At 63.3% G+C, this 23,498-nt stretch carries 21 protein-coding genes and 1 pseudogene; 18 read left to right on the top strand and 4 right to left on the bottom strand.

The genetic code is table 11. From position 1 onward, the window contains the following. From AC3WLT_RS33555 to AC3WLT_RS33545, 3 genes are all read left to right on the top strand, one after another. Positions 1 to 455, top strand: a 455-nt coding sequence (locus AC3WLT_RS33555; protein ID WP_492595910.1) for a substrate-binding domain-containing protein, incomplete at its 5' end; no start/stop codon positions are given. Between the two features lie 60 nt (positions 456 to 515). Beyond that, a complete protein-coding gene (locus AC3WLT_RS33550; RefSeq protein WP_492595909.1) occupies positions 516 to 1,340 on the top strand; it encodes a YhfC family intramembrane metalloprotease in 825 nt (274 codons plus the stop codon). 60 nt (positions 1,341 to 1,400) lie between these two features. Next, positions 1,401 to 1,766, top strand: a complete 366-nt coding sequence (locus AC3WLT_RS33545; protein ID WP_492595908.1) for a DUF3022 domain-containing protein — start codon at positions 1,401 to 1,403, stop codon at positions 1,764 to 1,766. 33 nt (positions 1,767 to 1,799) lie between these two features. Here the strand turns inward: AC3WLT_RS33545 and AC3WLT_RS33540 are convergent, their stop codons facing one another. Both AC3WLT_RS33540 and AC3WLT_RS33535 read right to left on the bottom strand, forming a co-directional pair. Continuing rightward, on the bottom strand, positions 1,800 to 2,237 hold the full coding sequence (locus AC3WLT_RS33540) for a PGDYG domain-containing protein (protein ID WP_492595907.1): 438 nt from the start codon (positions 2,235 to 2,237) through the stop codon (positions 1,800 to 1,802). A gap of 141 nt (positions 2,238 to 2,378) precedes the next feature. Continuing rightward, positions 2,379 to 2,894 (bottom strand): Spy/CpxP family protein refolding chaperone, encoded by a 516-nt coding sequence (locus AC3WLT_RS33535; RefSeq protein WP_492595906.1) that lies wholly within the window; start codon positions 2,892 to 2,894, stop codon positions 2,379 to 2,381. A gap of 190 nt (positions 2,895 to 3,084) precedes the next feature. Here AC3WLT_RS33535 and AC3WLT_RS33530 point away from each other — a divergent pair, with 190 nt between their 5' ends. The 3 genes from AC3WLT_RS33530 (at position 3,085) to AC3WLT_RS33520 (ending at position 5,894) form a co-directional block, all read left to right on the top strand. Beyond that, positions 3,085 to 3,969, top strand: coding sequence for a LysR family transcriptional regulator (locus AC3WLT_RS33530; protein WP_492595905.1), 885 nt, complete (start codon positions 3,085 to 3,087; stop codon positions 3,967 to 3,969). 116 nt (positions 3,970 to 4,085) lie between these two features. Next, the gene (locus AC3WLT_RS33525) at positions 4,086 to 4,544 is read left to right on the top strand and encodes an Lrp/AsnC family transcriptional regulator (protein WP_115100991.1); all 459 of its coding nucleotides are present in this window, start codon (positions 4,086 to 4,088) and stop codon (positions 4,542 to 4,544) included. 252 nt (positions 4,545 to 4,796) lie between these two features. After that, positions 4,797 to 5,894, top strand: coding sequence for a saccharopine dehydrogenase family protein (locus AC3WLT_RS33520; RefSeq protein ID WP_492595904.1), 1,098 nt, complete (start codon positions 4,797 to 4,799; stop codon positions 5,892 to 5,894). A gap of 161 nt (positions 5,895 to 6,055) precedes the next feature. On the opposite strand, the gene AC3WLT_RS33515 is transcribed toward AC3WLT_RS33520, so the two are convergent. Together AC3WLT_RS33515 and cydX are read right to left on the bottom strand one after the other, a co-directional pair. Then, positions 6,056 to 6,676, bottom strand: a complete 621-nt coding sequence (locus tag AC3WLT_RS33515) for a P-loop nucleotide/nucleoside kinase family protein (protein ID WP_492595903.1) — start codon at positions 6,674 to 6,676, stop codon at positions 6,056 to 6,058. After that, complete coding sequence (gene cydX / locus AC3WLT_RS33510; RefSeq protein ID WP_492595902.1) at positions 6,673 to 6,831, bottom strand: cytochrome bd-I oxidase subunit CydX; 159 nt, start codon at positions 6,829 to 6,831, stop codon at positions 6,673 to 6,675. The genes AC3WLT_RS33515 and cydX overlap by 4 nt, the downstream gene beginning before the upstream one ends. Before the next feature lie 349 nt (positions 6,832 to 7,180). On the opposite strand from cydX, the gene AC3WLT_RS33505 reads away from it, so the two are divergent. The 12 genes and pseudogenes from AC3WLT_RS33505 to AC3WLT_RS33450 all read left to right on the top strand — a co-directional run bounded on the left by AC3WLT_RS33505 (position 7,181) and on the right by AC3WLT_RS33450 (position 23,226). Further along, positions 7,181 to 7,330 carry a hypothetical protein gene (locus tag AC3WLT_RS33505; RefSeq protein WP_492595901.1) on the top strand — a complete coding sequence of 50 codons (150 nt, stop codon included), beginning with the start codon at positions 7,181 to 7,183 and terminating at the stop codon, positions 7,328 to 7,330. Positions 7,331 to 7,557: 227 nt separating this feature from the next. Then, complete coding sequence (gene corA, locus AC3WLT_RS33500) at positions 7,558 to 8,535, top strand: magnesium/cobalt transporter CorA (protein WP_492595900.1); 978 nt, start codon at positions 7,558 to 7,560, stop codon at positions 8,533 to 8,535. Positions 8,536 to 8,966: 431 nt separating this feature from the next. Next, entirely contained in the window at positions 8,967 to 9,929 is a 963-nt protein-coding gene (locus tag AC3WLT_RS33495; RefSeq protein ID WP_492595899.1) for a sugar ABC transporter substrate-binding protein, read from the top strand. A 298-nt stretch (positions 9,930 to 10,227) separates the two neighbouring features. Beyond that, positions 10,228 to 11,823, top strand: a complete 1,596-nt coding sequence (locus tag AC3WLT_RS33490; RefSeq protein WP_492595898.1) for a sugar ABC transporter ATP-binding protein — start codon at positions 10,228 to 10,230, stop codon at positions 11,821 to 11,823. After that, positions 11,820 to 12,872, top strand: a complete 1,053-nt coding sequence (locus AC3WLT_RS33485) for an ABC transporter permease (protein WP_492595897.1) — start codon at positions 11,820 to 11,822, stop codon at positions 12,870 to 12,872. Before AC3WLT_RS33490 ends, AC3WLT_RS33485 begins: the two co-directional genes overlap by 4 nt. Positions 12,873 to 13,048: 176 nt before the next feature. Further along, on the top strand, positions 13,049 to 14,089 hold the full coding sequence (locus tag AC3WLT_RS33480) for a LacI family DNA-binding transcriptional regulator (protein WP_492595896.1): 1,041 nt from the start codon (positions 13,049 to 13,051) through the stop codon (positions 14,087 to 14,089). Between the two features lie 21 nt (positions 14,090 to 14,110). Further along, the gene (gene rbsK, locus AC3WLT_RS33475; protein ID WP_492595895.1) at positions 14,111 to 15,040 is read left to right on the top strand and encodes a ribokinase; all 930 of its coding nucleotides are present in this window, start codon (positions 14,111 to 14,113) and stop codon (positions 15,038 to 15,040) included. A 436-nt stretch (positions 15,041 to 15,476) separates the two neighbouring features. Further along, positions 15,477 to 16,046, top strand: a pseudogene (locus AC3WLT_RS33470) (methyl-accepting chemotaxis protein); the annotation flags it as partial. A gap of 551 nt (positions 16,047 to 16,597) precedes the next feature. Beyond that, complete coding sequence (locus AC3WLT_RS33465) at positions 16,598 to 17,359, top strand: 2-keto-4-pentenoate hydratase (RefSeq protein ID WP_492595894.1); 762 nt, start codon at positions 16,598 to 16,600, stop codon at positions 17,357 to 17,359. A gap of 823 nt (positions 17,360 to 18,182) precedes the next feature. Next, positions 18,183 to 20,105, top strand: coding sequence for a PrkA family serine protein kinase (locus AC3WLT_RS33460; RefSeq protein ID WP_492595893.1), 1,923 nt, complete (start codon positions 18,183 to 18,185; stop codon positions 20,103 to 20,105). Positions 20,106 to 20,245: 140 nt separating this feature from the next. Further along, complete coding sequence (locus AC3WLT_RS33455; RefSeq protein ID WP_492595892.1) at positions 20,246 to 21,514, top strand: YeaH/YhbH family protein; 1,269 nt, start codon at positions 20,246 to 20,248, stop codon at positions 21,512 to 21,514. After that, the gene (locus AC3WLT_RS33450) at positions 21,511 to 23,226 is read left to right on the top strand and encodes a SpoVR family protein (RefSeq protein WP_492595891.1); all 1,716 of its coding nucleotides are present in this window, start codon (positions 21,511 to 21,513) and stop codon (positions 23,224 to 23,226) included. The genes AC3WLT_RS33455 and AC3WLT_RS33450 overlap by 4 nt, the downstream gene beginning before the upstream one ends. Positions 23,227 to 23,498: the final 272 nt, after the last annotated feature.

Here is a 23,498-nt window from a genome sequence, read left to right as displayed (position 1 = left end):
GCGGCCAGAAAGGGCAAAACGGGCACAGCGGGGAGGGTGGGAAGAGCGGCGCGCGCGGGCATACGCTGGTGCTGAATCTTGCCGATCCTGCGGCGGTCGAACGCAGTCTTGCCGAGCTGGACCACGCGCTGGAGGAGGCGGCGAGCGATGGCGGCCGTGCGCGCAAGCCGAGCCGCGTCGCCTTGTTCGCGGCCAATGCGCCGGTCGCGCTGTGCCTCGCGCTGCATCTGAAAGCGCGTTACGGCGCGGACTGGCAAGCCCGCGTCGCGCTGTTGTCGATCGACGACCCGGAGTGGGCTGAATTGACCGGCGTCACGACGATCCGCCAGCCGACCTACGAGATCGGCTACCGCGCGGTCGAGTTTCTGCATGAGCGCATCGAGGGTGTCCAGACCGCGGCGCGCGACTGCCTGCTGCCAGGCGAATTGATCGTCCGCGCGTCAACTTCGCGCTGATCTGCGATCATGCGGGCTGCGGCGCGCAGCGGGTGCGCGCCGGTCATCGCAAGGAAACTCATGGTTGTTGCACCGCTTACTCTCTCGAGCCTCGCCCTCGCGACGCTGTTGGTCGCCGCCTTGCCGTTCATTCTGTATCGCCGTCTACGCCGGCCGCTCGCGCTGAACCCGCGCGACGCGATTGTCGGCATCGCCGTGTTCGCGCTATTCGCGATGGTGATCGAGCGCGCGCTGAACGACTACGTGCTGCTTCGGAACGAGGCGACGGCCACCTTCCTGTCGAATCCGCTGGCATTCGTGGTGTACGGCGCGCTGGTCGCGGGTATCTGCGAAGAAGTGGGGCGTTTCATCGGCATGCGCCTGATGCTCAAACGCGCGGCGGCGAAGCCGGCATCCGGCGCGGCGTCCGCTGCCGAGGTTGCGGGCGACGGCACCGCGCTCACTTACGGCCTTGGCCACGGCGGCGCCGAAGCGTGGCTCGTCGGCGTGCTGATACAGGTGCAGTGGCTCCTGTTCGCGGTCTTCGAGAATCGCGGCGAGCTCGACGGTTACCTAAGCAATCTGCCGGCCGATTCGCTGATGCGCATTCACCTGATTCTTGCCAGCCTGAGTCCGCAGACGGCCGGCATTTTCGCGCTAGAACGGGTGGCCGCGCTGGTGTTCCAGATCGGTCTGTCGGTGTTGATGTGGCGCGGCGTGCGGGCGGGCTGGCGAGGTATCCTGCCGCTGGCAATCGTTCTGCACGCGCTGGTCGACGTGCCCGCCGCGCTGTTCCAGGCGAACCTCGTGCCGCTCGCGGCGGTGGACGGAGCGTACGCGCTGGGGGCGCTCGTTGTCGCCGGCTGGCTCGTCAAAGTGTTCCGGCGGCCGGCCTTGGCCGCTTGATTGCGCTGACGCGTAGATCGCTGCGCGTATCATCGACGAATTTCTAATCTTCGGCCCCTCATGGAAGCTTACCAATACGATTGCGCGAATCCCGAGTTCGAGGAACTGGCGCGCGTCATCAGCGATCTGTTCCCCGAGCAGACCCAGTTCGTGCAGCGCCTGGCCGACGAAGGCACCCCGGCGCTGGCGATTCACTGGGTCGCCATGCGTTTCGGGGCGGCCGCGCGCCGGATCGTGATGAACGTGGTGATCGCGCCGCCCGCGTGGGCGCGCTATCGCGCGTTGCCGGCGCGGCTGCGCGGCCGGAGTTTCGCGGTGCTGCGGGCGTATGTCGAAGCGAGCATCGGCTCGCTCGAAGAGCAGTACGCGAACGGCGAGACGGTGCCGCGCGATGTCACCGTAGAGTTGGGGGATGAGTTTGCTTGACGGGCTGGGAGCATTGATTGACGCTCGCGGGCGTCAGTCCGCGCGCCGATAGACTTTCGCGAAGCGCGCGGCCTGCACCACGCCGTAGTCGCCGGGGGCGTATTGCATGATCCAGTCGCCGGCTGCGCCGTGCAGTACGTCGCCGCCGTCTGCCGAGCGGGCGAGCGAGAACGCTTCATTCATCTGCTTCGCCAACACGACCGCCGGACGGTTCCGGTAAGCGCCCGGCTCGCCGTGCGCGAGCGCGCCATCCGCCGGTAGGTATTTGGCGTCGAAGCGTTCGCGCGACACCACCCAGCGGTCGCCTGTCGAGCCCGTGATCAGCGCATCGCCGCGAGCATAACGGTTCGGGCCTTCGAGGCTCATCAATTCGCCTTCGGCGGCGGCGAATTCCACGCCGACGATTTCATTTTTGACGACGCGTTGGGTGGCTGCGTCGGTACGCAGGTCGAGGTTTTTGAGTTCGGTCATGAAGCGAGTGGGTGATGGTGTTGGAAAGACAGCGCCAGGGCCATGCGCCCATGCGCTGATGGTCCCGAGCACTCGCATCATGCCAGATGGATTCGGAGATTGATGTTTTTCGACTCGCGCTGCGCGCGCCAACCCCAACCCTTAAGGCTTCGCACCGGCATCATCAGCCGGCGCCTGCTTGCCGGCACCCTTGCCATGATGCCGATGCCCACCACCCATCGCGCCGCCGGGCTGACGGAAGGTCACGTCAGCAAGCTTCTTCTGTTCCGGCGAAAAGCTGCTATACAGCGGATCAAACGCGTCGACCAGTTTCTTCATGCCATCCGCATGAGCCTGCGCGATAGTCGTGTACTGCTTCATATCGTCCGGCGCGGACAGGTTCGCGGCAGCCTTGCGCTGCTCGAACAGCTGGCCCATCGTCTGGCCGTTGTTGCGCATGACATCGGCGAACGCGTTCCATTGCGGTTCCTGCGCCGCAGTGATCTTCAACTGCGTGTGCAGATAGGCGATGCGGTCTTCGACATTGCGCTCGTGGCTAGCTTTGGCAGCGGGTGCCGAAGCGGCGGCGCTCACCGGTGCCGAAGCCGGCGCGGAAGTTTGTGCGAATGCACCGCTCATGGCGAGAGCGGAGGCCAGCGTAACCAGTGCTTTTTTCATCGAAACTCCTGATGTCTGTTCGTATCGGGACAACGCGCGCATGGCGAGCGGCACGCCGCGCGTCAGCCCTTGGGCGATGCAAGGCGGCCGGCTGACTGCTTCGCCGTCGCCGCTATTAGTATCACGATATCCCTACAATGCGGCTCTTGTGCGACAAACGCTTACAACCGAAACGAACAGGAAATAGCCGGTGGATAAATTCGTCAGCATGGAAATCTTCGTCGCGGTGGTCGAGGCCGGCAGCCTGACGGCAGCGGCCGAGCGCTTCGACATTTCGTCGGCGATGGTGGGCAAACACATCCGTTCGCTCGAAACCCGGCTCGCGACACGGCTGCTCACGCGCACCACGCGTCGTCAAAGTCTGACGGAGATCGGCCGCCAGTATTACGAGCAGTGCAAGCGGATTCTGGCGGACGTGAAGGAGGCGGAGTCGCTCGCCGAGGCGATGGCGGCCGCGCCGCGCGGCGTGCTCAAAGTGACGGTACCGCTGACCTACGGCGTCGAAGTGTTCGCCCCGGCGATGACAGACTATCTGACCGCGTGGCCGGACGTGACCCTCGAACTGGATCTGTCGAATCGCGTGATCGATCTGGCGGAGGAGGGTTTCGACGCGTCGGTGCGAATCGGCCATCTGCCGGATTCGAGTTTTGTCGCGCGGCCGTTGAAGCCGTACCGGATGCGCGCGTGCGCGTCGCCGGCGTATCTGCAGCGCGCCGGCACGCCGCGCACACCGGCCGACCTCGCACAGCACGAGTGCCTGGGCTTTCTGCACTGGGGCCGCGAGGGCGTGTGGCGGCTCGGCGGCGAAACCGCCGACGAACACCAGTTGCGCGCCGGCCGGTTTCGGGCGAACAACGGCCAGGCGCTGAAGGTCGCCGCGTTGCGCGGCTTCGGTCTGGTGTTGCAACCCGAAGCGCTGCTCGCCAAGGAGATTGCCAGCGGCGAGCTGGTGTCCGTGCTCGAGGACTATCTGCCTGACGGCGCGCCCGTCCATCTGATCTACCCGCGCGATCGCCGGGCGACGCCCAAGCTCACCACCTTCATCGATTTCGTGATCGAGCGGTTCGGCGTGTGAGCGCGCTGCTTGCTACTGCTTGCCGCCGCTTGCTGTTCTCCGCTCCTTTGCCCGCCGCTCGATGCGGAAGACGCGCGATAATCCGCTCCATTACCGACCCACTTCTTCTGCCCTCGATGAGACCTCCGCGCCTCGACCAACTCGACGACCTCGACCGCAACCTCGTTGCGCTGCTGCAAGCCAACGCCCGCGAGAGCGTCGCCAATCTCGCGCGCCAGCTGGACGTGGCGCGCACCACCGTGATCGCGCGCATCGCGCGGCTCGAACGCAGCAATGTGATCGCAGGCTATAGCGTGCGGCTCGGCCAGGATGTGCTCGACTCGAGCATCTATGCGTACGTCGGCATCATCATCGCGCCGAAGTTTGGGCCGGCGGTGCAGAAGCGCCTAGGCAAGATGCCCGAGGTGCAGCTGCTCTGCGCGGTGAGCGGCGAGTTCGACTATGTCGCGTGGCTGCGCGCCGATTCGCCCGACCGGCTCAACGATCTGCTCGACCAGATCGGCGGCCTTGAAGGGGTGGAGCGGACCACGACCTCGATCATTCTGGCGCGCAAGATCGATCGGGGGATGGTGTGACCAAAGTGGCCCGGTTTTTACATCGTTTTAATGCGTTTTCGACATATCGACTGACCGCTTCGTCATAACGTCGAAATTCATGGTCATACCGCAGCATTCTGCGGGTATGAACTGTTTTTGCTTCTCCCTAAACTATGTCTCAAGGGTTCAGCCCGCCGGGGGGGGGGGGGGGGGGGCGTCTCGGCGAACGCCTATCTCGGCGCCGCGCACTTCCCAAGCTCGAGACAGCACACAGAAAACAAGGAGAAGCGCATGAAAGTAGCCATCGTTGGCGCAGGTTTGATCGGTCACACCATTGCTCACATGTTGCGTGAGACCGGCGACTACGACGTCGTGGCGTTCGACCGCGATCAGCACGCGCTCGACAAGCTCGCCGCCCAGGGCATCCCGACCCGCCGCGTGGATTCCGCCGATGCCGCCGCGCTGCGCGCCGCCGTGCAAGGTTTCGATGCGCTCGTCAATGCGCTGCCGTATTACCTTGCGGTGAATGTCGCGTCGGCGGCCAAGGGCGCGGGCGTCCACTATTTCGATCTGACCGAAGACGTGCGCGCCACTCACGCGATCCGCGCGATTGCCGACGACGCCGATCACGCCTTCATGCCGCAGTGCGGTCTGGCGCCGGGCTTTATCGGCATCGCCGCGCATGAACTGGCGAACCGCTTCACGGAAATCCGCGACGTCAAGATGCGCGTCGGCGCGCTGCCGGAGTTCCCGACCAATGCGCTGAAGTACAACCTGACGTGGAGCGTCGACGGTCTGATCAACGAGTACTGCCAGCCTTGCGAGGCGATCCGCGACAGCCGCACGCAGTGGGTGCAGCCGCTCGAAGGCCTCGAACATTTCTCGCTCGACGGCACCGAATACGAAGCCTTCAACACGTCAGGCGGCCTCGGCACGCTGTGCGAAACGCTGTCCGGCCGGGTCGAATCGCTCGACTACAAGTCGGTGCGCTATCCGGGCCACCGCAACCTGATGCAGTTCCTGCTCGAAGATCTGCGCCTTTCCAGCGACCGCGATACGCTCAAGACCATCCTGCGCCGTTCGGTGCCTTCGACCGCCCAGGACGTCGTGCTGGTGTTCATCACGGTGAGCGGCATGCGCGACGGTCAACTGGTGCAGGAGGTGTTCACCCGCAAGATCTTCGCGAAGACCGTGTGCGGCATGGCGATGAGCGCGATCCAGATCACCACGGCCGGCGCGATGTGCGCGGTGCTCGATCTGTTCCGCGAGAAGAAGCTGCCGCAAAGCGGTTTTGTGCGCCAGGAGCAGGTGTCGCTGCGCGACTTCCTTGCGAACCGCTTCGGCCAGTTGTACGAAGGGCAGTCGCTGGACGCGATGGCGACGGTATAAGCTGTTGCGGTCGCCTTAAGACTCACCAAGGCTTATCAAGGCTCATAACCGAGGGCCGTGCAGCAGCGCGCTGGAGTCTGTCGCGAGCAACGAAGGAAGCCCCGCAGAGGGTCACCCGAACGCCCCGTGAATCGGGGCGTTTTCTGTCTGAGCCGGCGGTGCTACGCCGGCGCCGGCGGCAGCATCGTCCCCCATACCTCCGGTTCGCCTACGATCCGCGCGAGCAACGCTTCGTAGTCCGCGTGAGTTGGTGCGGTATTGTCGAACATCAACAGGTCTTCGCAGATTTCGCCGCTTGGCACGAAGCGGCGCTGCCGATACTCGTTCCAATGCGCGAGCTTGTACGCATCGTTCGGATTGCCGCGATCGACGATCCGCTGATGCGCCATCTCCTCCGACGTATAGACCCACACCACCCGCAGCTGCACATCCGCGCCGACATCCAGCCAGGCGCGATCGAACAGGCGCCGCTCGCGAACTTCGCGCGAGAGCGGCCCGACCACCAGCGCACTCACACCGAGTTCGAGATTGTCGCGAGCGGTATCGAGCAGGCCGCGATACTCCGGATCGCGCAGATGCTGCAAGAAAAGCGGGCTGTCGCGGTCGTTCGGATTGCCGGTCAGCATGCCCATGGCGGCTGCGCTGTAGCTGCCGTACAGCGTATCTTTATCGAGCAGGCAGAAGGGCGAGGCGCACGCGTCCATCAGCGGGCCGATCAGCTTCTTTGCCAACGTGGTCTTGCCGGTGCCCGCGTGACCGCAGATGAAAACCAGACGGGTCACGAAGGCGTGTCCTCGCGGGTATCCGGCGGACTGCCTTGCGCGTCGGCGCGTAATGGATCACGTGCGAATTTGCCGTTGGTTTCGAGCCACATCACATTGATGATGCCGAAGCCCAAGGCCACGCCGATGCCGAGAATCCAGCTGAAATACCACATTGCAGTCTCCTTGATCGTCTGTCCGGTGTGGCGCACGGCAAAGCGTGGCGCGGAGCCGGTATGGAGAAGCGAGCATGCCGGCAAACAAAGGTAGCGCGCGATGGAACCGAGGGTAAATCCGCAGCCGGCAGCGCCTACGCCGCAGCCCTTTGCAGCGATCATGAAGAAGAACGCCGCGCCGCGCAAGAGGCGGTGTGGACTTTGGCCGATTGGCCAGGATGGCGGAACGGACACGCGTTGCTATCATGCATGGCAGTGTGTGACGGGGACGTGAGCAGGATCGCAAATCTATGGGTGCGTGGCGTTGATGAAGCGCTGTTTGAGGCACTCGTTCGGGAAGCCGAAGCGAATGGGCGTGCATCGCATCGGCGTGTCCACGCAGTTCGATCCGGTCGTCGAGTTGCAGTTTACGGTGACCGCGGATACGCGCTACACGAACCGCGCGTTGGTCTCGTTTGGCGAAGATCATCGCATTGCCTTGCGCCGTGTTGCGCGGTAGCGCACCGCACTGAACGCCATCGCACCGCATCGCACGCCATCGCACCGCACGGCACCGCACCGCACGGCACCGCACCGCACCGCACCAGGCTTAACAATTGAATACATGACCTTGGCCCGGAGCACTTAACATGACGGCTATCGCGCATTCGCCCCCGCAGACCTGGCGCCGAGCTTACTCACGCCGCGGCGGCGGCCGGTTTGTTTCCGTTTTCAAGGTAATCCAACATGCTGATCAATTGCGCCGCCTATCAGGACGGCCGAAAGCTGGCTGACATCGAGATCGACAACATCAGCGACTACGTGGCGCGGCCCGAGTGTTTTGTCTGGGTCGCGTTGAAGGATCCGGGGCCGGGCGAACTGGCCGTGATGAAACACGAATTCGGCCTGCACGAGCTCGCGATCGAGGACGCTCAAAACGGCCATCAGCGGCCGAAAATCGAGGAATACGGCGAGTCGCTATTCGCCGTGCTGCATACCGTCGAGATGGACGACGACGACGAACTGCTGATCGGCGAAGTCGACGTGTTCGTCGGGCCTAACTATGTGCTGTCGGTGCGGCGCGGCGCCCGCGTCGGCTTTCAGAATGTGCGCGCCCGCTGCGAACGCGAGCCGAAATTGCTCAAGGAAGGCTCGGCGTTCGTGCTGTACGCGCTGGCCGATGATGTCGTCGATCGCTATTTCCCGATCATCGAGGCGATGAACGCCGAGATCGAGGAACTCGAAGACCGCATCTTCGAGCGCAACAATTCGGCGGCCTCGCGCGCGATCATTCAGGATCTGTACTCGCTCAAGCGGCGCCTCGTGATCCTTCAGCATCACATCACGCCGTTGCAGGAAGCGATCAGCAAGCTGACGGGCGGCCGCATTCCGCGCGTTTGCGACGGCATGCAGGCTTACTTTCGCGACGTCTACGACCATCTCGAGCGGATCGTCAGAACCATCGAGGGCAGGCGCGAAATGGTCGTCACCGCGGTGCAGGTCAATCTGGGGATGATCTCGCTCGCCGAGAGCGAGGTGACCAAGCGCCTCGGCTCGTTCGCCGCGCTGTTCGCGGTGCCGACCATGATCGCGGGCATCTACGGGATGAACTTCCAGAGCATCCCGGAGTTGCACTACCAGTACGGTTATCCGGTTTGTCTGGCAGTCATGCTGACGGTCGATCTGGTGCTGTTCCGGCGCTTCCGCAAAGCAGGCTGGCTATAAAGCCGGTCGCGGCTGAACCGCGCCGAGCCGCACGTAGCTATCCCGAGAGCCATCCCGAGCCACTCCAGATAACCCTGAGCCGAGCGCCGTCGTTTCGAGCGCCCAGCGTTGTTCCCGCTTGCATCGCGCGCAATAAAAGTCCAGCATAAGCGGCCCGCCGGCTGCAAGCCTTGCAGCCGGCGGCAATCATCCGCCACGCACGGACCAAGCGAGGGACCCTTGCCAGAACGCTGCCTGCCGGTGCGCTTACCCAGCGTGCCGGCTCGAATCGATCGAGTGCATGCACAGACGCACATTCTGCGCGCCGGTGCACTGCAACACCGCGAATCGTTGACATTTCGAACAGACTGCGCTGAGAATAGGCCTCGCAAACGTTTGCGCGTAATTAAAAATACGGCTCGCTCGCGAGCTCACAAACCTTGGAGATAGGCATGAACCATCGCATTCGCCGCCGCTTGCTGGCGGCCGCTGTCCTCGTCACCGCCACCGTCGCCTTGCCGTTTTCCACCGCGTACGCGCAAACCGCTCCCGCCCACAAGCCGAAGGTTGCGCTGGTGATGAAGTCGCTCGCGAACGAGTTTTTCCTGACCATGGAAAACGGCGCGAAGGACTACCAGAAACACAATCCCGCGCAGTTCGATCTGATCACCAACGGCATCAAGGACGAAACCGATACCGCGAACCAGATCCGTATCGTCGAACAGATGATTGTCTCGAAGGTCGATGCGATCGTGCTGGCCCCGGCTGATTCGAAGGCGCTGGTGCCGGTCGTCAGGAAGGCCGTGGATGCGGGCATCATCGTCGTGAACATCGACAACCGGCTCGACCCGGACGTGCTCAAGTCGAAAGGTCTGAACGTGCCGTTCGTCGGCCCGGATAACCGCAAGGGCGCGCAGAAGGTCGGCGACGACCTGGCCAGGAAGCTGAAGGCGGGCGACGAGGTCGGGATTCTCGAAGGCGTGTCGACCACCACCAACGCGCAGCAGCGCACTGCGGGCTTCAAGGACGCGATGCAGGCGGTCGGCGCGAAGGTCGTCTCGGTGCAATCGGGCGAGTGGGAAATCGACAAGGGCAATGCGGTGGCATCGGCCATGCTCAACGAGTATCCGAACCTCAAGGCGCTGCTCGCCGGCAACGACAACATGGCGATCGGCGCGGTCTCGGCCGTGCGCGCGGCGGGCAAGCAGGGCAAGGTGATGGTGGTCGGCTACGACAACATCGGCGCGATCAAGCCGATGCTGAAGGACGGCCGCGTGCTCGCCACCGCGGATCAGTACGCCGCCAAGCAGGCCGTGTTCGGCATCGACACCGCGCTGAAGGCGCTCAACGAGCACAAGAAGCAGTCGCAGTTGTCCGGCGTGGTGGAAACGCCGGTTGATCTGGTGACGAAGTAAGCGTCGGCCAGCAAGCCCAGCCACGCGGATTCGCGCTCACGCCGCTGTGCTGTACCGTCAAGGTGCGGTGAACCTGGGCGAATCCGCGTCAATTCAAGAAACGCTCAAGAAACCTGCAGCGCCGCCGTTAAATCCAGAGGTAAGCGTCATGACGGCGGCTGCGCGGCGGGAGGGTGCGTGGCCGAAAGCGCCTGCGCATTCCGCGCATTGGGCCGGCATGACACGGGGCTATCGGTGGGCTGCTTTAGTCGAGCGAATTGCATGAAGCCTCTTCGAGTACCCTGGAACCAGGATTGCGATGGATTCAACCGACCACGACGCCTTGCCCGCCGTACTGTCCGTCAACGGCATCGGTAAGACCTATGCCGAACCGGTGCTCGCCGATGTTTCGTTGTCGCTGCGCGGCGGCGAGGTATTGGCGCTGACCGGCGAGAACGGCGCCGGCAAGAGCACGCTGTCCAAGATTATCGGCGGCCTTGTCGATCCGACTACCGGCACGATGCGCCTTGGCGGCGCGCCGTATGCGCCGGCAAGCCGCACCGAAGCCGAAGCGCTCGGCGTGCGGATGGTCATGCAGGAGCTGAATCTGCTGCCGACGCTGTCGGTCGCGGAAAACCTGTTTCTGAACCGCTTGCCGCAGGCCGGCGCGTTCCGCTTCGGCTGGATCGATCGCCGCAAGCTGCGCGAAGACGCCCGTCATGCGATGGCGCAAGTCGGGCTCGACGCGATCGATCCGGATACGCTGGTGGGCGAACTCGGCATCGGGCATCAGCAGATGGTCGAGATCGCACGCAATCTGATCGACGATTGCCGTGTGCTGATCCTGGACGAGCCGACCGCGATGCTGACCGCGCGCGAGGTCGATCTGCTGTTCGAGCAGATCGAACGGCTGAAATCTCGCGGCGTCGCGCTGGTCTATATCTCGCATCGCCTCGAAGAACTGGCCCGCGTGGCCGAGCAGATCGCGGTGCTGCGCGACGGCAGGCTGGTGCATGTCGACGCGATGGCCAACCTGACCAGCGACCAGATCGTCACATGGATGGTAGGCCGCGAACTGGGCGAGCGGATCGATCTGGGCGTGCGCAAGATCGGCGCGCCCTTGCTGAAGGTGGACGGGCTGACGCGGGGCAAGGTGGTGCGCGACGTGTCGTTCGAGGTGCGCGCGGGCGAGATTTTCGGCGTCAGCGGACTGATCGGCGCGGGCCGTACCGAACTGATGCGGCTGATTTACGGCGCCGACCAGAAGGACGGCGGCACGGTGTCGCTGGCGCAACCACCGGGCGGGCCGCCCACGCCGGTGCACATTGCCTCGCCGGTCGACGCCGTGCGCGCCGGCATCGCGCTCATCACCGAAGACCGCAAGGGCGAGGGCCTGTTGCTGCCGCAACCGATCGCGGCCAACGTGTCGCTCGGCAATATCGGCGGGGTGGCGCGGCACGGCATCGTCGATGCGAAGCGCGAGAGCGCGCTGGCGCAAAAGCAGATCGACGCGATGCGGATTCGCAGCTCGGGGCCTGGGCAGATTGTCGGCGAGCTGTCGGGCGGCAACCAGCAGAAGGTCGTGATCGGCCGCTGGCTGGCGCGCGACTGCCGCGTGCTGTTATTCGACGAACCTACGCGCGGCATCGACGTCGGCGCGAAGTTCGATATCTATGGCTTGATGGGTGCGCTGGCCCGCGAAGGGCGCGCGCTCGTCGTGGTGTCGAGCGACCTGCGTGAACTGATGCTGATCTGCGACCGGATCGGCGTGATGTCCGCGGGAAGCATGACGGGTGTGTTCGAGCGCGACGACTGGTCGCAGGATGCGTTGCTGGCCGCGGCTTTCGCCGGCTACCGCAGCCGCGAAGCGTTGCTGCATGTCTCCGACACCAATGAAGCAGGGAGTCTGTCATGACCCATCAATCGATGCAGGACGCGTCGGGCGGCAAGCACGGCGCCGCCGATGTGGCGAACATCACGCCGCCGGCCGACCCGTCCGCGCCGCTCGCCAGCGGCAAACCGGCCGGCACGCGGCTCGGCTTTTCGAACTACCTGGGCCTCGCCGGCGCATTGCTGGCGATGATCGTGCTGTTCTCGCTGCTGAGCTCGCACTTTTTGACGTACGACACATTCAGCACGATCGCCAACCAGATCCCTGATCTGGTGGTGATGTCGGTCGGCATGACATTCGTGCTGATCATCGCCGGGATCGATCTGTCTGTGGGTTCGGTGCTGGCGCTGGGGGCGTCGGTGGTCAGCGTGGCGGCCCTGAAGTGGGGCTGGGGCCCGTTGCCGTCCGCGCTGCTCGGCGTCGCCGCGGCGGCGCTGACCGGCACCCTGACCGGTTCGGTGACAGTGGGCTGGCGGATTCCGTCGTTCATCGTGTCGCTCGGCGTGCTGGAAGCCGCGCGGGGGCTCGCGTATCAGATGACGAATTCGCGCACCGCCTATATCGGCGACGCGTTCGATTTTCTGTCGAACCCGATCGCGCTCGGCATCTCGCCGGCGTTCCTGATCGCGGTGGCGGTCATGGTCATTGCGCAACTGGTGCTTACGCGCACGGTATTCGGCCGCTATCTGGTCGGCATCGGCACCAACGAGGAAGCCGTGCGGCTCGCGGGCGTCAATCCGCGACCGTACAAGATCATTGTGTTCGCGCTGATGGGCGCGCTCGCGGGATTGGCCGCGCTATTCCAGATTTCGCGTCTGGAAGCGGCCGACCCGAACGCGGGCGTCGGCATGGAATTGCAGGTGATCGCGGCGGTGGTGATTGGCGGCACCAGTCTGATGGGCGGGCGCGGGTCGGTTATCAGCACCTTTTTCGGGGTGTTGATCATTTCAGTGCTGGCCGCCGGCCTCGCGCAGATCGGCGCGAACGAGCCGACCAAGCGGATGATCACCGGCGCGGTCATCGTCGTGGCGGTGGTGCTGGATACGTACCGCAGCCGGCGCAAGCGCGCCTGAGCGGCATACGGCAAAGTACAGCAAAGCGGCATGATCGGTAACGATTAGCATTGGCATCAAGAAAGTGTAAGGTTCAAGGGTTTTGGTCTGTCATCGATGAAAACGTCCGGTGGGTCGCCAGCTTGGCGCGGCCGGCGGGAACAGGCGGGAACAAACTGGCAGGAGAGCAACAGGTTATGGCGACGATCAAGGATGTAGCGGCTGTGGCGGGTGTGTCGTTCACGACGGTTTCGCACGTGGTGAACAACTCGCGGCCGGTGTCGGCCGACGTGCGGGCTAAGGTCGAACACGCGATCCGTCAGCTTCACTATGTACCGTCAGCGGTGGCCCGTTCGCTCAAGGCGAAGGCGACGGCGACGATCGGTCTGGTGGTGCCGAACAGTACGAATCCGTATTTCGCGGAACTGGCGCGCGGCATCGAGGACGGTTGCTCGCGCAACGGCTACTGCGTGTTCTTCTGCAATTCCGACGACGATCCGGCCAAGCAGCGTAACTATCTGCGCGTGCTGCAGGAAAAGCGTATCGACGGGCTGATCGTCGCATCCGCGGGCGACGACGCGGTGCTCGCGCAAACGCTCGCCGACGCGCACGAGCCGCTCGTCATCGTGGATCGCAATATCGAAGGCCTCAACGCGGACCTGGTGCAGATCGACCACGAGAAGGGCGCGTATCTGGCGACCCGCCATCTGCTCGAACTGGGGCACGTGCGGATCGGCTGCATCACCGGGCCGGTCGAGACGGCGGTGAGCGCGATGCGGGTGCACGGCTTCATCCGCGCGATGACCGAGCGCGGCATCGACATTCCGCCCGATGCGATCGTCGAAAGCGACTTTTCGGGCACGGGCGGCCATCGCGCCGCGGGGCAACTGTTCGATACCGTGAAGCCGTCGGCGATTTTTGCCGGCAACGACATGATGGGCATCGGCGCGCTGCGGGCCGCGGCGGAACGCAATATCAGCGTGCCGCGCGATTGCTCGATCATCGGCTTCGACGATATCGAACTGGGGCGCTTCACCTATCCGGCGCTTTCGACGGTCGGGCAGTCGGTGCGCGCGCTCGGCGACATGGCCGCGCAGACGCTGATCGAACGCATCGCCGGGACCTCGGCGGGCAGTCCGCGTGCGCCGGGCCGCCGGCGGGTCGTATCGCCGCGGCTGATCGTGCGCGAATCCACCGCGACGTGGGCCGGCGCGCCCAAGCGCAATCTGGCGGCATGAACGAACCTGGGAGAAAAGGCAGTGACAAGTAAAGAAACGCGTGGCCGTGTGGCGGTGGTCGGCAGTCTGAACATGGACCTCGTGGCGCGCGCGCCGCGTCTGCCGCACCCCGGCGAGACGCTGGCCGGCCGGACCTTTGCCCAGGTGGCGGGCGGCAAGGGCGGCAATCAGGCGGTCGCCGCCGCGCGCCTCGGCGCTCAGGTGTCGATGCTCGGCTGTGTCGGCGCCGACGCAAACGGCGCGCAATTGCGCGCCGGACTCGAAGTGGAAGGTATCGACTGTGCGGCTCTCGAAACCGGGGCAGAGGCGTCGGGCGTCGCGCTGATCATTGTCGACGACGCGAGCCAGAACGCGATCGTGATCGTCGCGGGCAGCAACGGCGAACTCACGCCCGAGACGATCGCCCGTCATGAAGCGGTGCTGGCCGCCGCGGACGTCGTGATCTGCCAGCTCGAAACGCCGCCCGATGCGGTGTACGCGGCGCTTGCCGCGGCCCGGCGGCTCTCCAAAACGGTGATCCTGAATCCCGCGCCTGCCGTCGGCCCGTTACCGGCCGACTGGCTGCCGCTGATCGACTATCTGATTCCGAACGAACTCGAAGCCGCGACGCTGACCGGTTTGCCGGTCGCCACACCCGCCGACGCGGCGCAGGCCGCCGCTGCGTTGCGCGAAGCCGGCGCGCGCAATGTGCTGGTGACGCTCGGTCCGCGCGGCGTGCACGCCGCGCTCGACGGCGCGGATGCCACGCTTTACGACGCGCCGCGCGTCAAAGCCGTCGACACCACCGCGGCGGGCGACACCTTCATTGGTGGATTCGCGGCGCAACTCGCGCGGGGCGCGAGCGTCGACGCGGCGATCCGTTTCGCGCAGCGCGCCGCGGCGCTTTCGGTGACGCGCGCCGGCGCGCAGCCTTCGATTCCTACCCGCGCCGAACTGGACGAGTCGGCCTGACGAAACGTGGCGCTGTCAGCGGGCGTGCAAAATGCCGCGCGTTCGATTGGACCTCGGCGGTCGGCGGCGCTGCGTTAAACAAATCCTCCGCTTCATAGCCGTCTTCATAGCCGTCTTCATAGCCGTAGCGTTGCAGCGTGAGCCTTCAGAGCGGCGCGATTGAGTTGCCGGCGCGAAGGCCGCTCGCACCGCTGCATCACCACCTGTCCATCTCACCCTCCCTGCCGCATCCCGCACGCCGGCGCACGCAACTATCACGCGCTCGCGCCGACCGCGCTTTGTAATTTCTTCCATCTGCTTACAACGGCTTTCCTCATACCATATAAAAGTTTCAAGTACCGCGCTTTAGTGCCGTAAACGAAATTAGAGCGCCTTGTCAAAAAGGCGCCGCGCACGAAGACGCAACACGCTACCCCGCGCTGCGCACGCAGCCTCTCGCATGGCCAGCGTCGGCGCGCTGCTGGTGGGCGTGATCGCCGCCGCGCTGTCCTATCTGACGCTCAGCCGCGCGATTGGCCGTCCGCTCGGCGAAGCGCTCGGTCATTTCGATGCGATCTCCGCAGGCGATTTGCGCCGTCCGGTCGTCGTCACGTCGCGCGACGAAATGGGGCAGTTGCTCGAAGGCATCGCCAGGATGCAGCACAGTCTCACCGAAACGGTGCGTACGGTGCGCGGCGGCAGCGAATCGATCGCGACCGCGACCCGTCAGATCGCTGCCGGCAATATCGACCTGTCTTCGCGCACCGAAGAGCAGGCGTCGGCGCTGCAGGAAACCGCGTCGAGCATGGAAGAGCTGACCGGCACCGTCAAGCAGAACGCCGACAACGCCCGCCAGGCGAGTTCGCTGGCAGCCAATGCGTCGGAGATCGCGAACAAGGGCAGCGCGGTGGTCGGCCAGGTGGTCGGCACGATGGGCGACATCAATCAGAGCTCGGCGAAGATCGCCGACATCATCTCGATCATCGAAGGGATTGCGTTCCAGACCAATATTCTGGCGCTGAACGCCAAAGGCCTTTGCCGCACCGGCCGCGGCACTGTCCAGCACGCCGTCCGCCGCCGCGCCGGCCAAGGCGTCTCCCAAGGCGCTGGCGAGTGCAGGCAGCGATCAGAATTGGGAAACCTTCTGATCGGCCTGAGGACATAGATCGCGCGGCACAGCAAAAAGGGGGACGTACGGCGTCTTCGCCGCGCTTTTGACGCGGCGATGCGGCTGTGGCGAGCAGTAGCGTCGGCAGTCGTGTTGCAACATTCGTTCCCGATTGCGCCGCGTATCGAACCGTGCCGGCGCAGATATCCGTATGGTGGCAAAAGGCCGCGATTGCGCAAGCAACCGCGGCCTTTTGCCGTGCACGGCGGGCCAACTAACGTCTACGATGGCAGTCCGTGCCCTGGCGAGCGCTGTGATCCGGTACATTGACGGGCGCGACTGCTGCTTGCATCGGCTGCATCGGCCGGTGCCGGCAGTCCGCGTGCGGACCCCGGACGACGCAAACGCAATTCGGGCGCCGCGACTCCGCAGCAACCCACCTTTCAACGCGCCAGCCATAAAGGACCGACATGACGCCACACGACCTCGCGCACCGCCTCGTCGAAGCACGCCGGCGGCATCGCCCGATCGATGCGCCCGCACCCGACAGCCTGCCGCCCGATGCCGCAACCGCGTACGCGATCCAGCAGGCCGTCATCGCGGGCCTCGGCGAATCGACCGGGGCGTGGAAGATCGGCGCCAAAGCACCGGGCGGCGCGGCCTCAGGCGCGCCGATTCCGGCCTCGCTGGTGCTGCCGTCGCCGGCGCGGGTCGCCCGTGCGGGATTCTTCCGGATGCTGCTGGAACTTGAGATCGCCTTCCGCTTCACCGAGGCGATCGAGCCGCGCGGCACAGCGTATGCGCGCGACGAGGTGCTCTCCAAGGTGGGCGTGGTGCTGCCGGCGATCGAGATCGTCGACAGCCGCTTTGCCGAGTGGCCGAATGTCGCGCCGCTCGCGCAGCTGGCCGACGCACAGAACAACGGCGCGCTGATCACCGGTCATCCGGTTGCCTACGCGGGACTCGCGCGCGGTTTCGATTTCGTGTCACCCGAACTGGAATTGAGCTTCGACGGCGACTCGCTGGTGCCGGACGCCACCGGCAATCCCGCCGGCGATCCGCGCGAACTGCTGGTCTGGTTCGTCAACCACTGCGCGGCCATGGGTATCACCATCGAACCCGAATGGACCCTCACCACCGGTTCGTACGTCGGCGCTCACAATGTGGACAAGCCTGGCGTTGTCCGTGGGCATATCGACGGTCTCGGCGAAGTCGAGATTGAACTGACCTGAACGTGTAACGGCGCGTTACGAGGTGCGCTGCAAACGGCTGCCTGAACTGCGTAAGCTGCAGGAAGGTAGCCGTTTTACATTTGCGGCGCCTACGGCGATCGGCTAGCCGGATCGTCTAGCCGTATACACCTATGGGAAGCCGAGGGCGCGCGGCCGTCATCCAGTTATTGACCGCGGCTAACCATGTCCCCAATGCGGGTTATGCAGGCGGCGAAGGGCAAGCGGTGACCGCCCGACGCGTCCCACTACGCTTTGAAGCCAGTGGGGAACGGCGCGGAACAAATCCGCTCACGCATTGACGAACAGCTTGAGGATGCGTCCCAGTGCCGGGCGCCGATGCGTCGGGCGCCGATGCGTCGCGCGCCGAAGCATCGTTGAACGAACATGTAACACGCGCTCGTAGCTGTAGACCAAAAGCTCATGCGGCGCGTTGATGAAAAAGTAGCCGGGCAAGCGCGAAACACATGACGTCTACGCGTAATGCAGCAAAGTGTGCGCGTGCATACAGCCTGTCCGGCGTAGCAGTGAGATCATCCGATGAACGAGACGGTCCGCGCGATACAGCAGTGCAAGCGGAGCGTGGAGCAGGCAGCGGCGAGGCAGCAGAGCAGGTCCGCAATCGCTGCAATGTCTGCGCAAGATTGTAGGTGAGCGAATCTGTGTTTCCAAGTCAGGAATGTCGGGAGGTGACTACGGTCGGCGCGATTTTCGCAACGTAGTTCGTGAAAAAAAATTTAAAAGGGTTTAGGATGAATTCGAGCGATGTCGTTTCCGAATAGCGCGCCGCGCACGACATCGGTCTAGACTTCGGCGAGGAGGTAGCATGGATATCTACAGCAGTTTCGCGACCCGCTTCGAGAAAACGCGAGAGGATGAACTCTCGCTCGAGGAGTATCTCGCGCTCTGCAAAGACAATCCCGCCGCGTACGCCACGGCCGGCGAACGCATGTTGATGGCAATTGGAGAACCAGAACAGATCGACACTCGCAACGATCCGCGCCTGTCGCGCATCTTCGCGAACAAGGTCATCAAGGTATACCCCGCATTCCGTGAGTTCTACGGAATGGAAGATGTGATCGAGCAGGTGGTCGCGTACTTCCGGCATTCGGCCCAGGGGCTCGAAGAGAAGAAACAGATCCTGTATCTGTTAGGCCCGGTCGGCGGCGGTAAATCGTCGATCGCGGAACGCTTGAAGCAACTGATGGAACGCGTGCCTTTCTACGCGATCAAGGGTTCGCCCGTGAACGAGTCGCCGCTCGGCTTGTTCGATTACGACGAGGACGGTCCGATCCTCGAAGAACAGTATGGCATTCCACGCCGCTACCTGAAAAACATTCTGAGTCCGTGGGCCGTGAAGCGCCTGCACGAATACAACGGCGACATCCGCAAGTTCCGCGTGGTCCGCCGCTATCCGTCGATCCTGCGGCAAATCGGCATCGCCAAGACCGAACCGGGCGACGAAAACAATCAGGACATCTCGTCACTCGTCGGCAAGGTCGATATCCGCAAGCTCGAACAGTACGCACAAGACGACGCCGACGCATACAGCTACTCCGGCGGTCTGTGTCTCGCGAATCAGGGCTTGCTCGAGTTCGTCGAAATGTTCAAGGCACCGATCAAGGTCTTGCACCCGTTGCTGACCGCCACTCAGGAAGGCAACTTCAAGGGCACGGAAGGCTTCGGTGCGATCCCGTTCGACGGCGTGATCCTGGCCCACTCGAATGAGTCCGAATGGAAGGCGTTCCGCAACAACCGCAACAACGAAGCACTGCTCGACCGGATCTTCGTCGTGAAGGTGCCGTACTGCCTGCGCTACAGCGAAGAGGTCAAGATCTACGAGAAGCTGCTGCGTAATTCGTCGCTGGCCAGTGCGGTCTGCGCGCCGGGCACGCTGAAGATGATGGCGCAGATGTCGGTGCTCACGCGCTTGCAGGAGCCTGAGAATTCCAGCCTCTTTTCGAAGATGCAGGTGTACGACGGCGAGAATCTCAAGGACACCGATCCGAAGGCCAAGTCGTATCAGGAGTACCGCGACTTCGCGGGCGTGGATGAAGGGATGACCGGCGTGTCGACCCGCTTCGCGTTCAAGATCCTGTCGCGCGTCTTCAACTTCGATTCGACCGAAGTCGCGGCGAATCCGGTGCACCTGATGTACGTGCTCGAACAGCAGATCGAGCGCGAACAGTTTCCGCCGGAAACCGAGCAGAAGTATCTGTCGTTCATCAAGGACGTGCTGGCCTCGCGCTACGCCGAGTTCATCGGCAAGGAGATTCAGACCGCGTATCTGGAGTCGTATTCCGAGTATGGGCAGAACATCTTCGATCGCTACGTGACGTATGCCGACTTCTGGATTCAGGATCAGGAGTTCCGTGACCACGACACCGGCGAGAGCTTCGACCGCGCGGCGCTGAACGCGGAACTGGAGAAGATCGAGAAACCTGCGGGCATCAGCAACCCGAAGGACTTCCGCAACGAGATCGTCAATTTCGTGCTGCGCGCGCGAGCTGCGAATGCAGGTAAGAACCCCGCGTGGATCAGCTACGAGAAGCTGCGCGTCGTGATCGAAAAGAAAATGTTCTCGAACACGGAGGAACTGCTGCCGGTGATCTCGTTCAACGCCAAAGGTTCGGCGGAAGAGCAACGCAAGCACGAAGACTTCGTCAACCGGATGGTCACGAAGGGGTATACGCCGAAGCAGGTGCGCTTGCTGTGTGACTGGTATCTGCGCGTGCGTAAGTCGTCATGATGCGCACTGCGTGCCGCCCGCGCGGTCCGACCGCTCGGGCACCTTGCGAGGCGCAAGCTGCATGGACATAGCGTTGTGTTTGTAGACATGCAAATGCAACGTGCGTCTCGCGCACTCGAAATTACAGCGGGAGACCGGGCGTGCTTCATCAAATCATCGACCGCAGGTTAGCAGGCAAGAACAAGAGCATTGCAAATCGCGAGCGCTTTCTGCGCCGCGTTAAGAACTATATTCGTCGTGCCGTTTCGGAGGCGGTGCGCGACCGGAGCATCAAGGACATTCAGAACACCCAGAGCATCACCATTCCGCGCAAGGACATTGCGGAGCCGTCGTTCCGGCATGGTCCCGGCGGCAGGCGGGAAATGGTGCATCCGGGCAATTCCGACTATATCCGCGGCGACAAGATCCAGCGTCCGCAAGGCGGTGGAGGCGGCGGGGGCAACCAGGCCAGCAACGAGGGCGAGGGTCAGGACGACTTTGTGTTCGAGTTGAGCCGCGAAGAATTCATGCAGTATTTCTTCGACGATCTCGAGCTGCCTCGCCTCGTCAAAACCCATCTGATGGCCGTGCCCACGTGGAAAAGCATCCGCGCCGGCTGGGCGGCCGAAGGTACGCCGAACAATATCGATGTGGTCCGTTCGCTGAGGAGCGCGCTCGGCCGCCGCATCGCGCTCGGGGCGCCGCTCGTCAATCAGTTGCACGAGATGGAGCGGCAGCTCGAAGTGATGAAGGCCGATCCGGCCGACCGTCGCGAGGAAATCAGGCTGCTCGAAGACGAAATCCACCATTTGCGCGGGCGCATCTGGCGTATTCCCTTCATCGATCCGTTCGATCTGCGCTACGTGAACCGGGTGAAGCAGCCCACGCCGTCCAGTCAGGCCGTGATGTTCTGTCTGATGGATGTGTCCGGCTCGATGGACGAGCAGCGCAAGGATCTCGCCAAGCGCTTTTTCATCCTGTTGTATCTGTTTCTGAAGCGGAATTACGAGCGCATCGAGGTGGTGTTCATCCGCCACCACACGCGTGCCGAGGAAGTCGACGAAGACACCTTCTTTCATTCGACCGAAAGCGGCGGCACGGTGGTGTCGAGCGCGCTGGAGCTGATGCAGAAGGTGATGGAGGAGCGCTATTCGCCGACTGAATGGAACATTTACGGCGCTCAGGCCTCGGACGGCGACAACTGGACCGACGACTCGCCCAAGTGCCGCAAGATACTCTCGAATGACATCCTGGAGAAGGTGCGCTATTTTGCGTATATTCAGGTAACACCCGAAGAGCAGAACTTGTGGCTCGAATACGCGCAACTGGCACTGAGCCAGCCGCACATGGCGATGAAGAAGGTCGAAACCGCGGCCGATATTTATCCGGTGTTTCGCGAGTTGTTTGAGAAGCAGGTGGCGTCTTCATGACGACAAAGCACTTGCACAACGAAGCGCGCGGCTATCAGCCGGAGCGCCGGAAAGGCGTGTCGCAGCGTCAGTCGGGGCATGCCGAGGCCGGGGCGGACTCTACCGGAGCCGCCGCAGCCGGAGCAGTCGATGCCGCTGCAGCACGGGGACACACCGGAACGCCCACTGAGGGGCAAAGGGAAGTCCGTATGAACGTAGCCGATAGACGGCCTCTGCCGTGCCCGTCCGACTGGACCTTCGAGTTGATCGAAGAGTACGACTCTCATATTGCTCTTGTTGCAGAGCAATATGAGCTCGACGTGTATCCTATCCAGCTCGAACTCATCAGCGCCGAACAGATGATGGACGCCTACGCATCCGTCGGCATGCCGGTGAATTACCGTCACTGGTCGTTCGGCAAACACTTTCTCTCCACCGAAAAAAGCTACCGTCGCGGGCAGATGGGGCTGGCGTATGAGATCGTCATCAATTCGAATCCCTGCATCGCGTACCTGATGGAAGAGAACACGATGACGATGCAGGCGCTCGTCATCGCGCACGCGGCCTATGGGCACAACTCGTTCTTCAAGGGTAACTATCTGTTCAAGCTGTGGACGGATGCGCACGCGATCATCGATTACCTCGTCTACGCGAAGAACTACATTGCGGAGTGCGAGGAGCGCTTTGGGCTTGACCGGGTGGAGGAGCTGCTCGACTCGTGCCACGCGCTGATGAATTACGGCGTGGACCGTTACAAGCGGCCGCAGAAATTGTCGCTGGAGAAGGAATTCGCCGCGCGCCGCGAGCGTGAGGCGTATCTGCAATCGCAGGTGAACGAACTGTGGCGCACCTTGCCGACCCGGCATACGCCGCTGCCGGAGGAAATCGAGGAACGCTATCCGCCGGAGCCGCAGGAAAACCTGCTGTACTTCGCGGAGAAGAACGCGCCGCTGCTGGAGCCGTGGGAGCGGGAAGTGATCCGCATCGTGCGCAAGGTGGGCCAGTATTTCTATCCGCAGCGGCAGACCCAGGTGATGAACGAAGGCTGGGCGACGTTCTGGCACTACACCTTGCTCAATACGATGTACAACCAGGGCAAGCTGGAAGACGGCTTCATGATGGAGTTTCTCCATTCGCACAGCAATGTGGTCTACCAGCCGCCGGTCACGAAGCCGTACTACAGCGGCATCAATCCGTACGCGCTGGGTTTTTCGATGATGAGCGACATCCGCCGGATCTGCGAAGCGCCGACGGACGAGGACCGCAAGTGGTTCCCGGAGCTGGCCGGCAGCCCCTGGTTGCAGGCGATGCACTACGCAATGCGCAATTTCAAGGACGAGAGTTTCGTCGCGCAGTATCTGTCGCCGCATCTGATCCGGGAGATGCGCCTCTTCTCCGTGCTCGACGACGATATGCGCGATGCGCTCGAGGTTTCCGCCATTCACGACGACAGCGGCTATCAGTACGTGCGACAGGCGTTGTCGCGGCAGTACGACATGCATCATCGCGAGCCGAACATTCAGGTGTGGGCGGTGAATACACGCGGCGATCGCAGTCTGACGCTGCGGCATTTCATGAGCGATAACCGGCATCTGTCGTCTGACAGCGACGAGGTGCTCAAGCACATGGCGCGCTTGTGGCAGTTCGACGTGTATCTCGAGAGCGTCGATGAGAATGGCACGGTGAGGAAGCGCTATGAGTGCCGGTATGTGCCGCCTGCGGTGAGGGTTTGAGATCTGAAGCGGTCCGTGACGTAGAAATCAGGCCCATTTGTCCGAAGCCCCTGTTTGTCTCCGACTGACAGGGGCTTTTCATCATTGAAGAGCTCGCAAACCGCGGCCTCCGGTTGTCAGTAAAAACGATGTGGGACGCCCGCGAGGCCGGACCGCCGAACTTGAGACAAGCCTTGCGGCCTTGGCCTGCTAACAAACACTCCTCTTTTTCTTGCGATTCTGTAAAATCCGCGCACGCGCGCGACGAGTGCCTCACCGCGTGTTGTGAAGGC

Source organism: Paraburkholderia sp. FW306-2-2C-D06C (genome assembly GCF_058781505.1).
This window is presented reverse-complemented; position numbering and strand designations above follow the sequence as displayed.

Excerpts from the sequence above, each read along its gene's own strand:
- AC3WLT_RS33535 (WP_492595906.1), bottom strand. The coding sequence starts at position 2,894 with ATGAAAAAAGCACTGGTTACGCTGGCCTCCGCTCTCGCCATGAGCGGT.
- AC3WLT_RS33465 (WP_492595894.1), top strand. The coding sequence starts at position 16,598 with ATGACGCCACACGACCTCGCGCACCGCCTCGTCGAAGCACGCCGGCGG.
- cydX (WP_492595902.1), bottom strand. The coding sequence starts at position 6,831 with ATGTGGTATTTCAGCTGGATTCTCGGCATCGGCGTGGCCTTGGGCTTC.
- AC3WLT_RS33520 (WP_492595904.1), top strand. The coding sequence starts at position 4,797 with ATGAAAGTAGCCATCGTTGGCGCAGGTTTGATCGGTCACACCATTGCT.
- AC3WLT_RS33540 (WP_492595907.1), bottom strand. The coding sequence starts at position 2,237 with ATGACCGAACTCAAAAACCTCGACCTGCGTACCGACGCAGCCACCCAA.
- AC3WLT_RS33450 (WP_492595891.1), top strand. The coding sequence starts at position 21,511 with ATGACGACAAAGCACTTGCACAACGAAGCGCGCGGCTATCAGCCGGAG.
- AC3WLT_RS33485 (WP_492595897.1), top strand. The coding sequence starts at position 11,820 with ATGACCCATCAATCGATGCAGGACGCGTCGGGCGGCAAGCACGGCGCC.
- AC3WLT_RS33460 (WP_492595893.1), top strand. The coding sequence starts at position 18,183 with ATGGATATCTACAGCAGTTTCGCGACCCGCTTCGAGAAAACGCGAGAG.
- AC3WLT_RS33505 (WP_492595901.1), top strand. The coding sequence starts at position 7,181 with ATGGGCGTGCATCGCATCGGCGTGTCCACGCAGTTCGATCCGGTCGTC.
- AC3WLT_RS33545 (WP_492595908.1), top strand. The coding sequence starts at position 1,401 with ATGGAAGCTTACCAATACGATTGCGCGAATCCCGAGTTCGAGGAACTG.
- AC3WLT_RS33490 (WP_492595898.1), top strand. The coding sequence starts at position 10,228 with ATGGATTCAACCGACCACGACGCCTTGCCCGCCGTACTGTCCGTCAAC.
- corA (WP_492595900.1), top strand. The coding sequence starts at position 7,558 with ATGCTGATCAATTGCGCCGCCTATCAGGACGGCCGAAAGCTGGCTGAC.
- AC3WLT_RS33495 (WP_492595899.1), top strand. The coding sequence starts at position 8,967 with ATGAACCATCGCATTCGCCGCCGCTTGCTGGCGGCCGCTGTCCTCGTC.
- AC3WLT_RS33550 (WP_492595909.1), top strand. The coding sequence starts at position 516 with ATGGTTGTTGCACCGCTTACTCTCTCGAGCCTCGCCCTCGCGACGCTG.
- AC3WLT_RS33480 (WP_492595896.1), top strand. The coding sequence starts at position 13,049 with ATGGCGACGATCAAGGATGTAGCGGCTGTGGCGGGTGTGTCGTTCACG.
- AC3WLT_RS33525 (WP_115100991.1), top strand. The coding sequence starts at position 4,086 with ATGAGACCTCCGCGCCTCGACCAACTCGACGACCTCGACCGCAACCTC.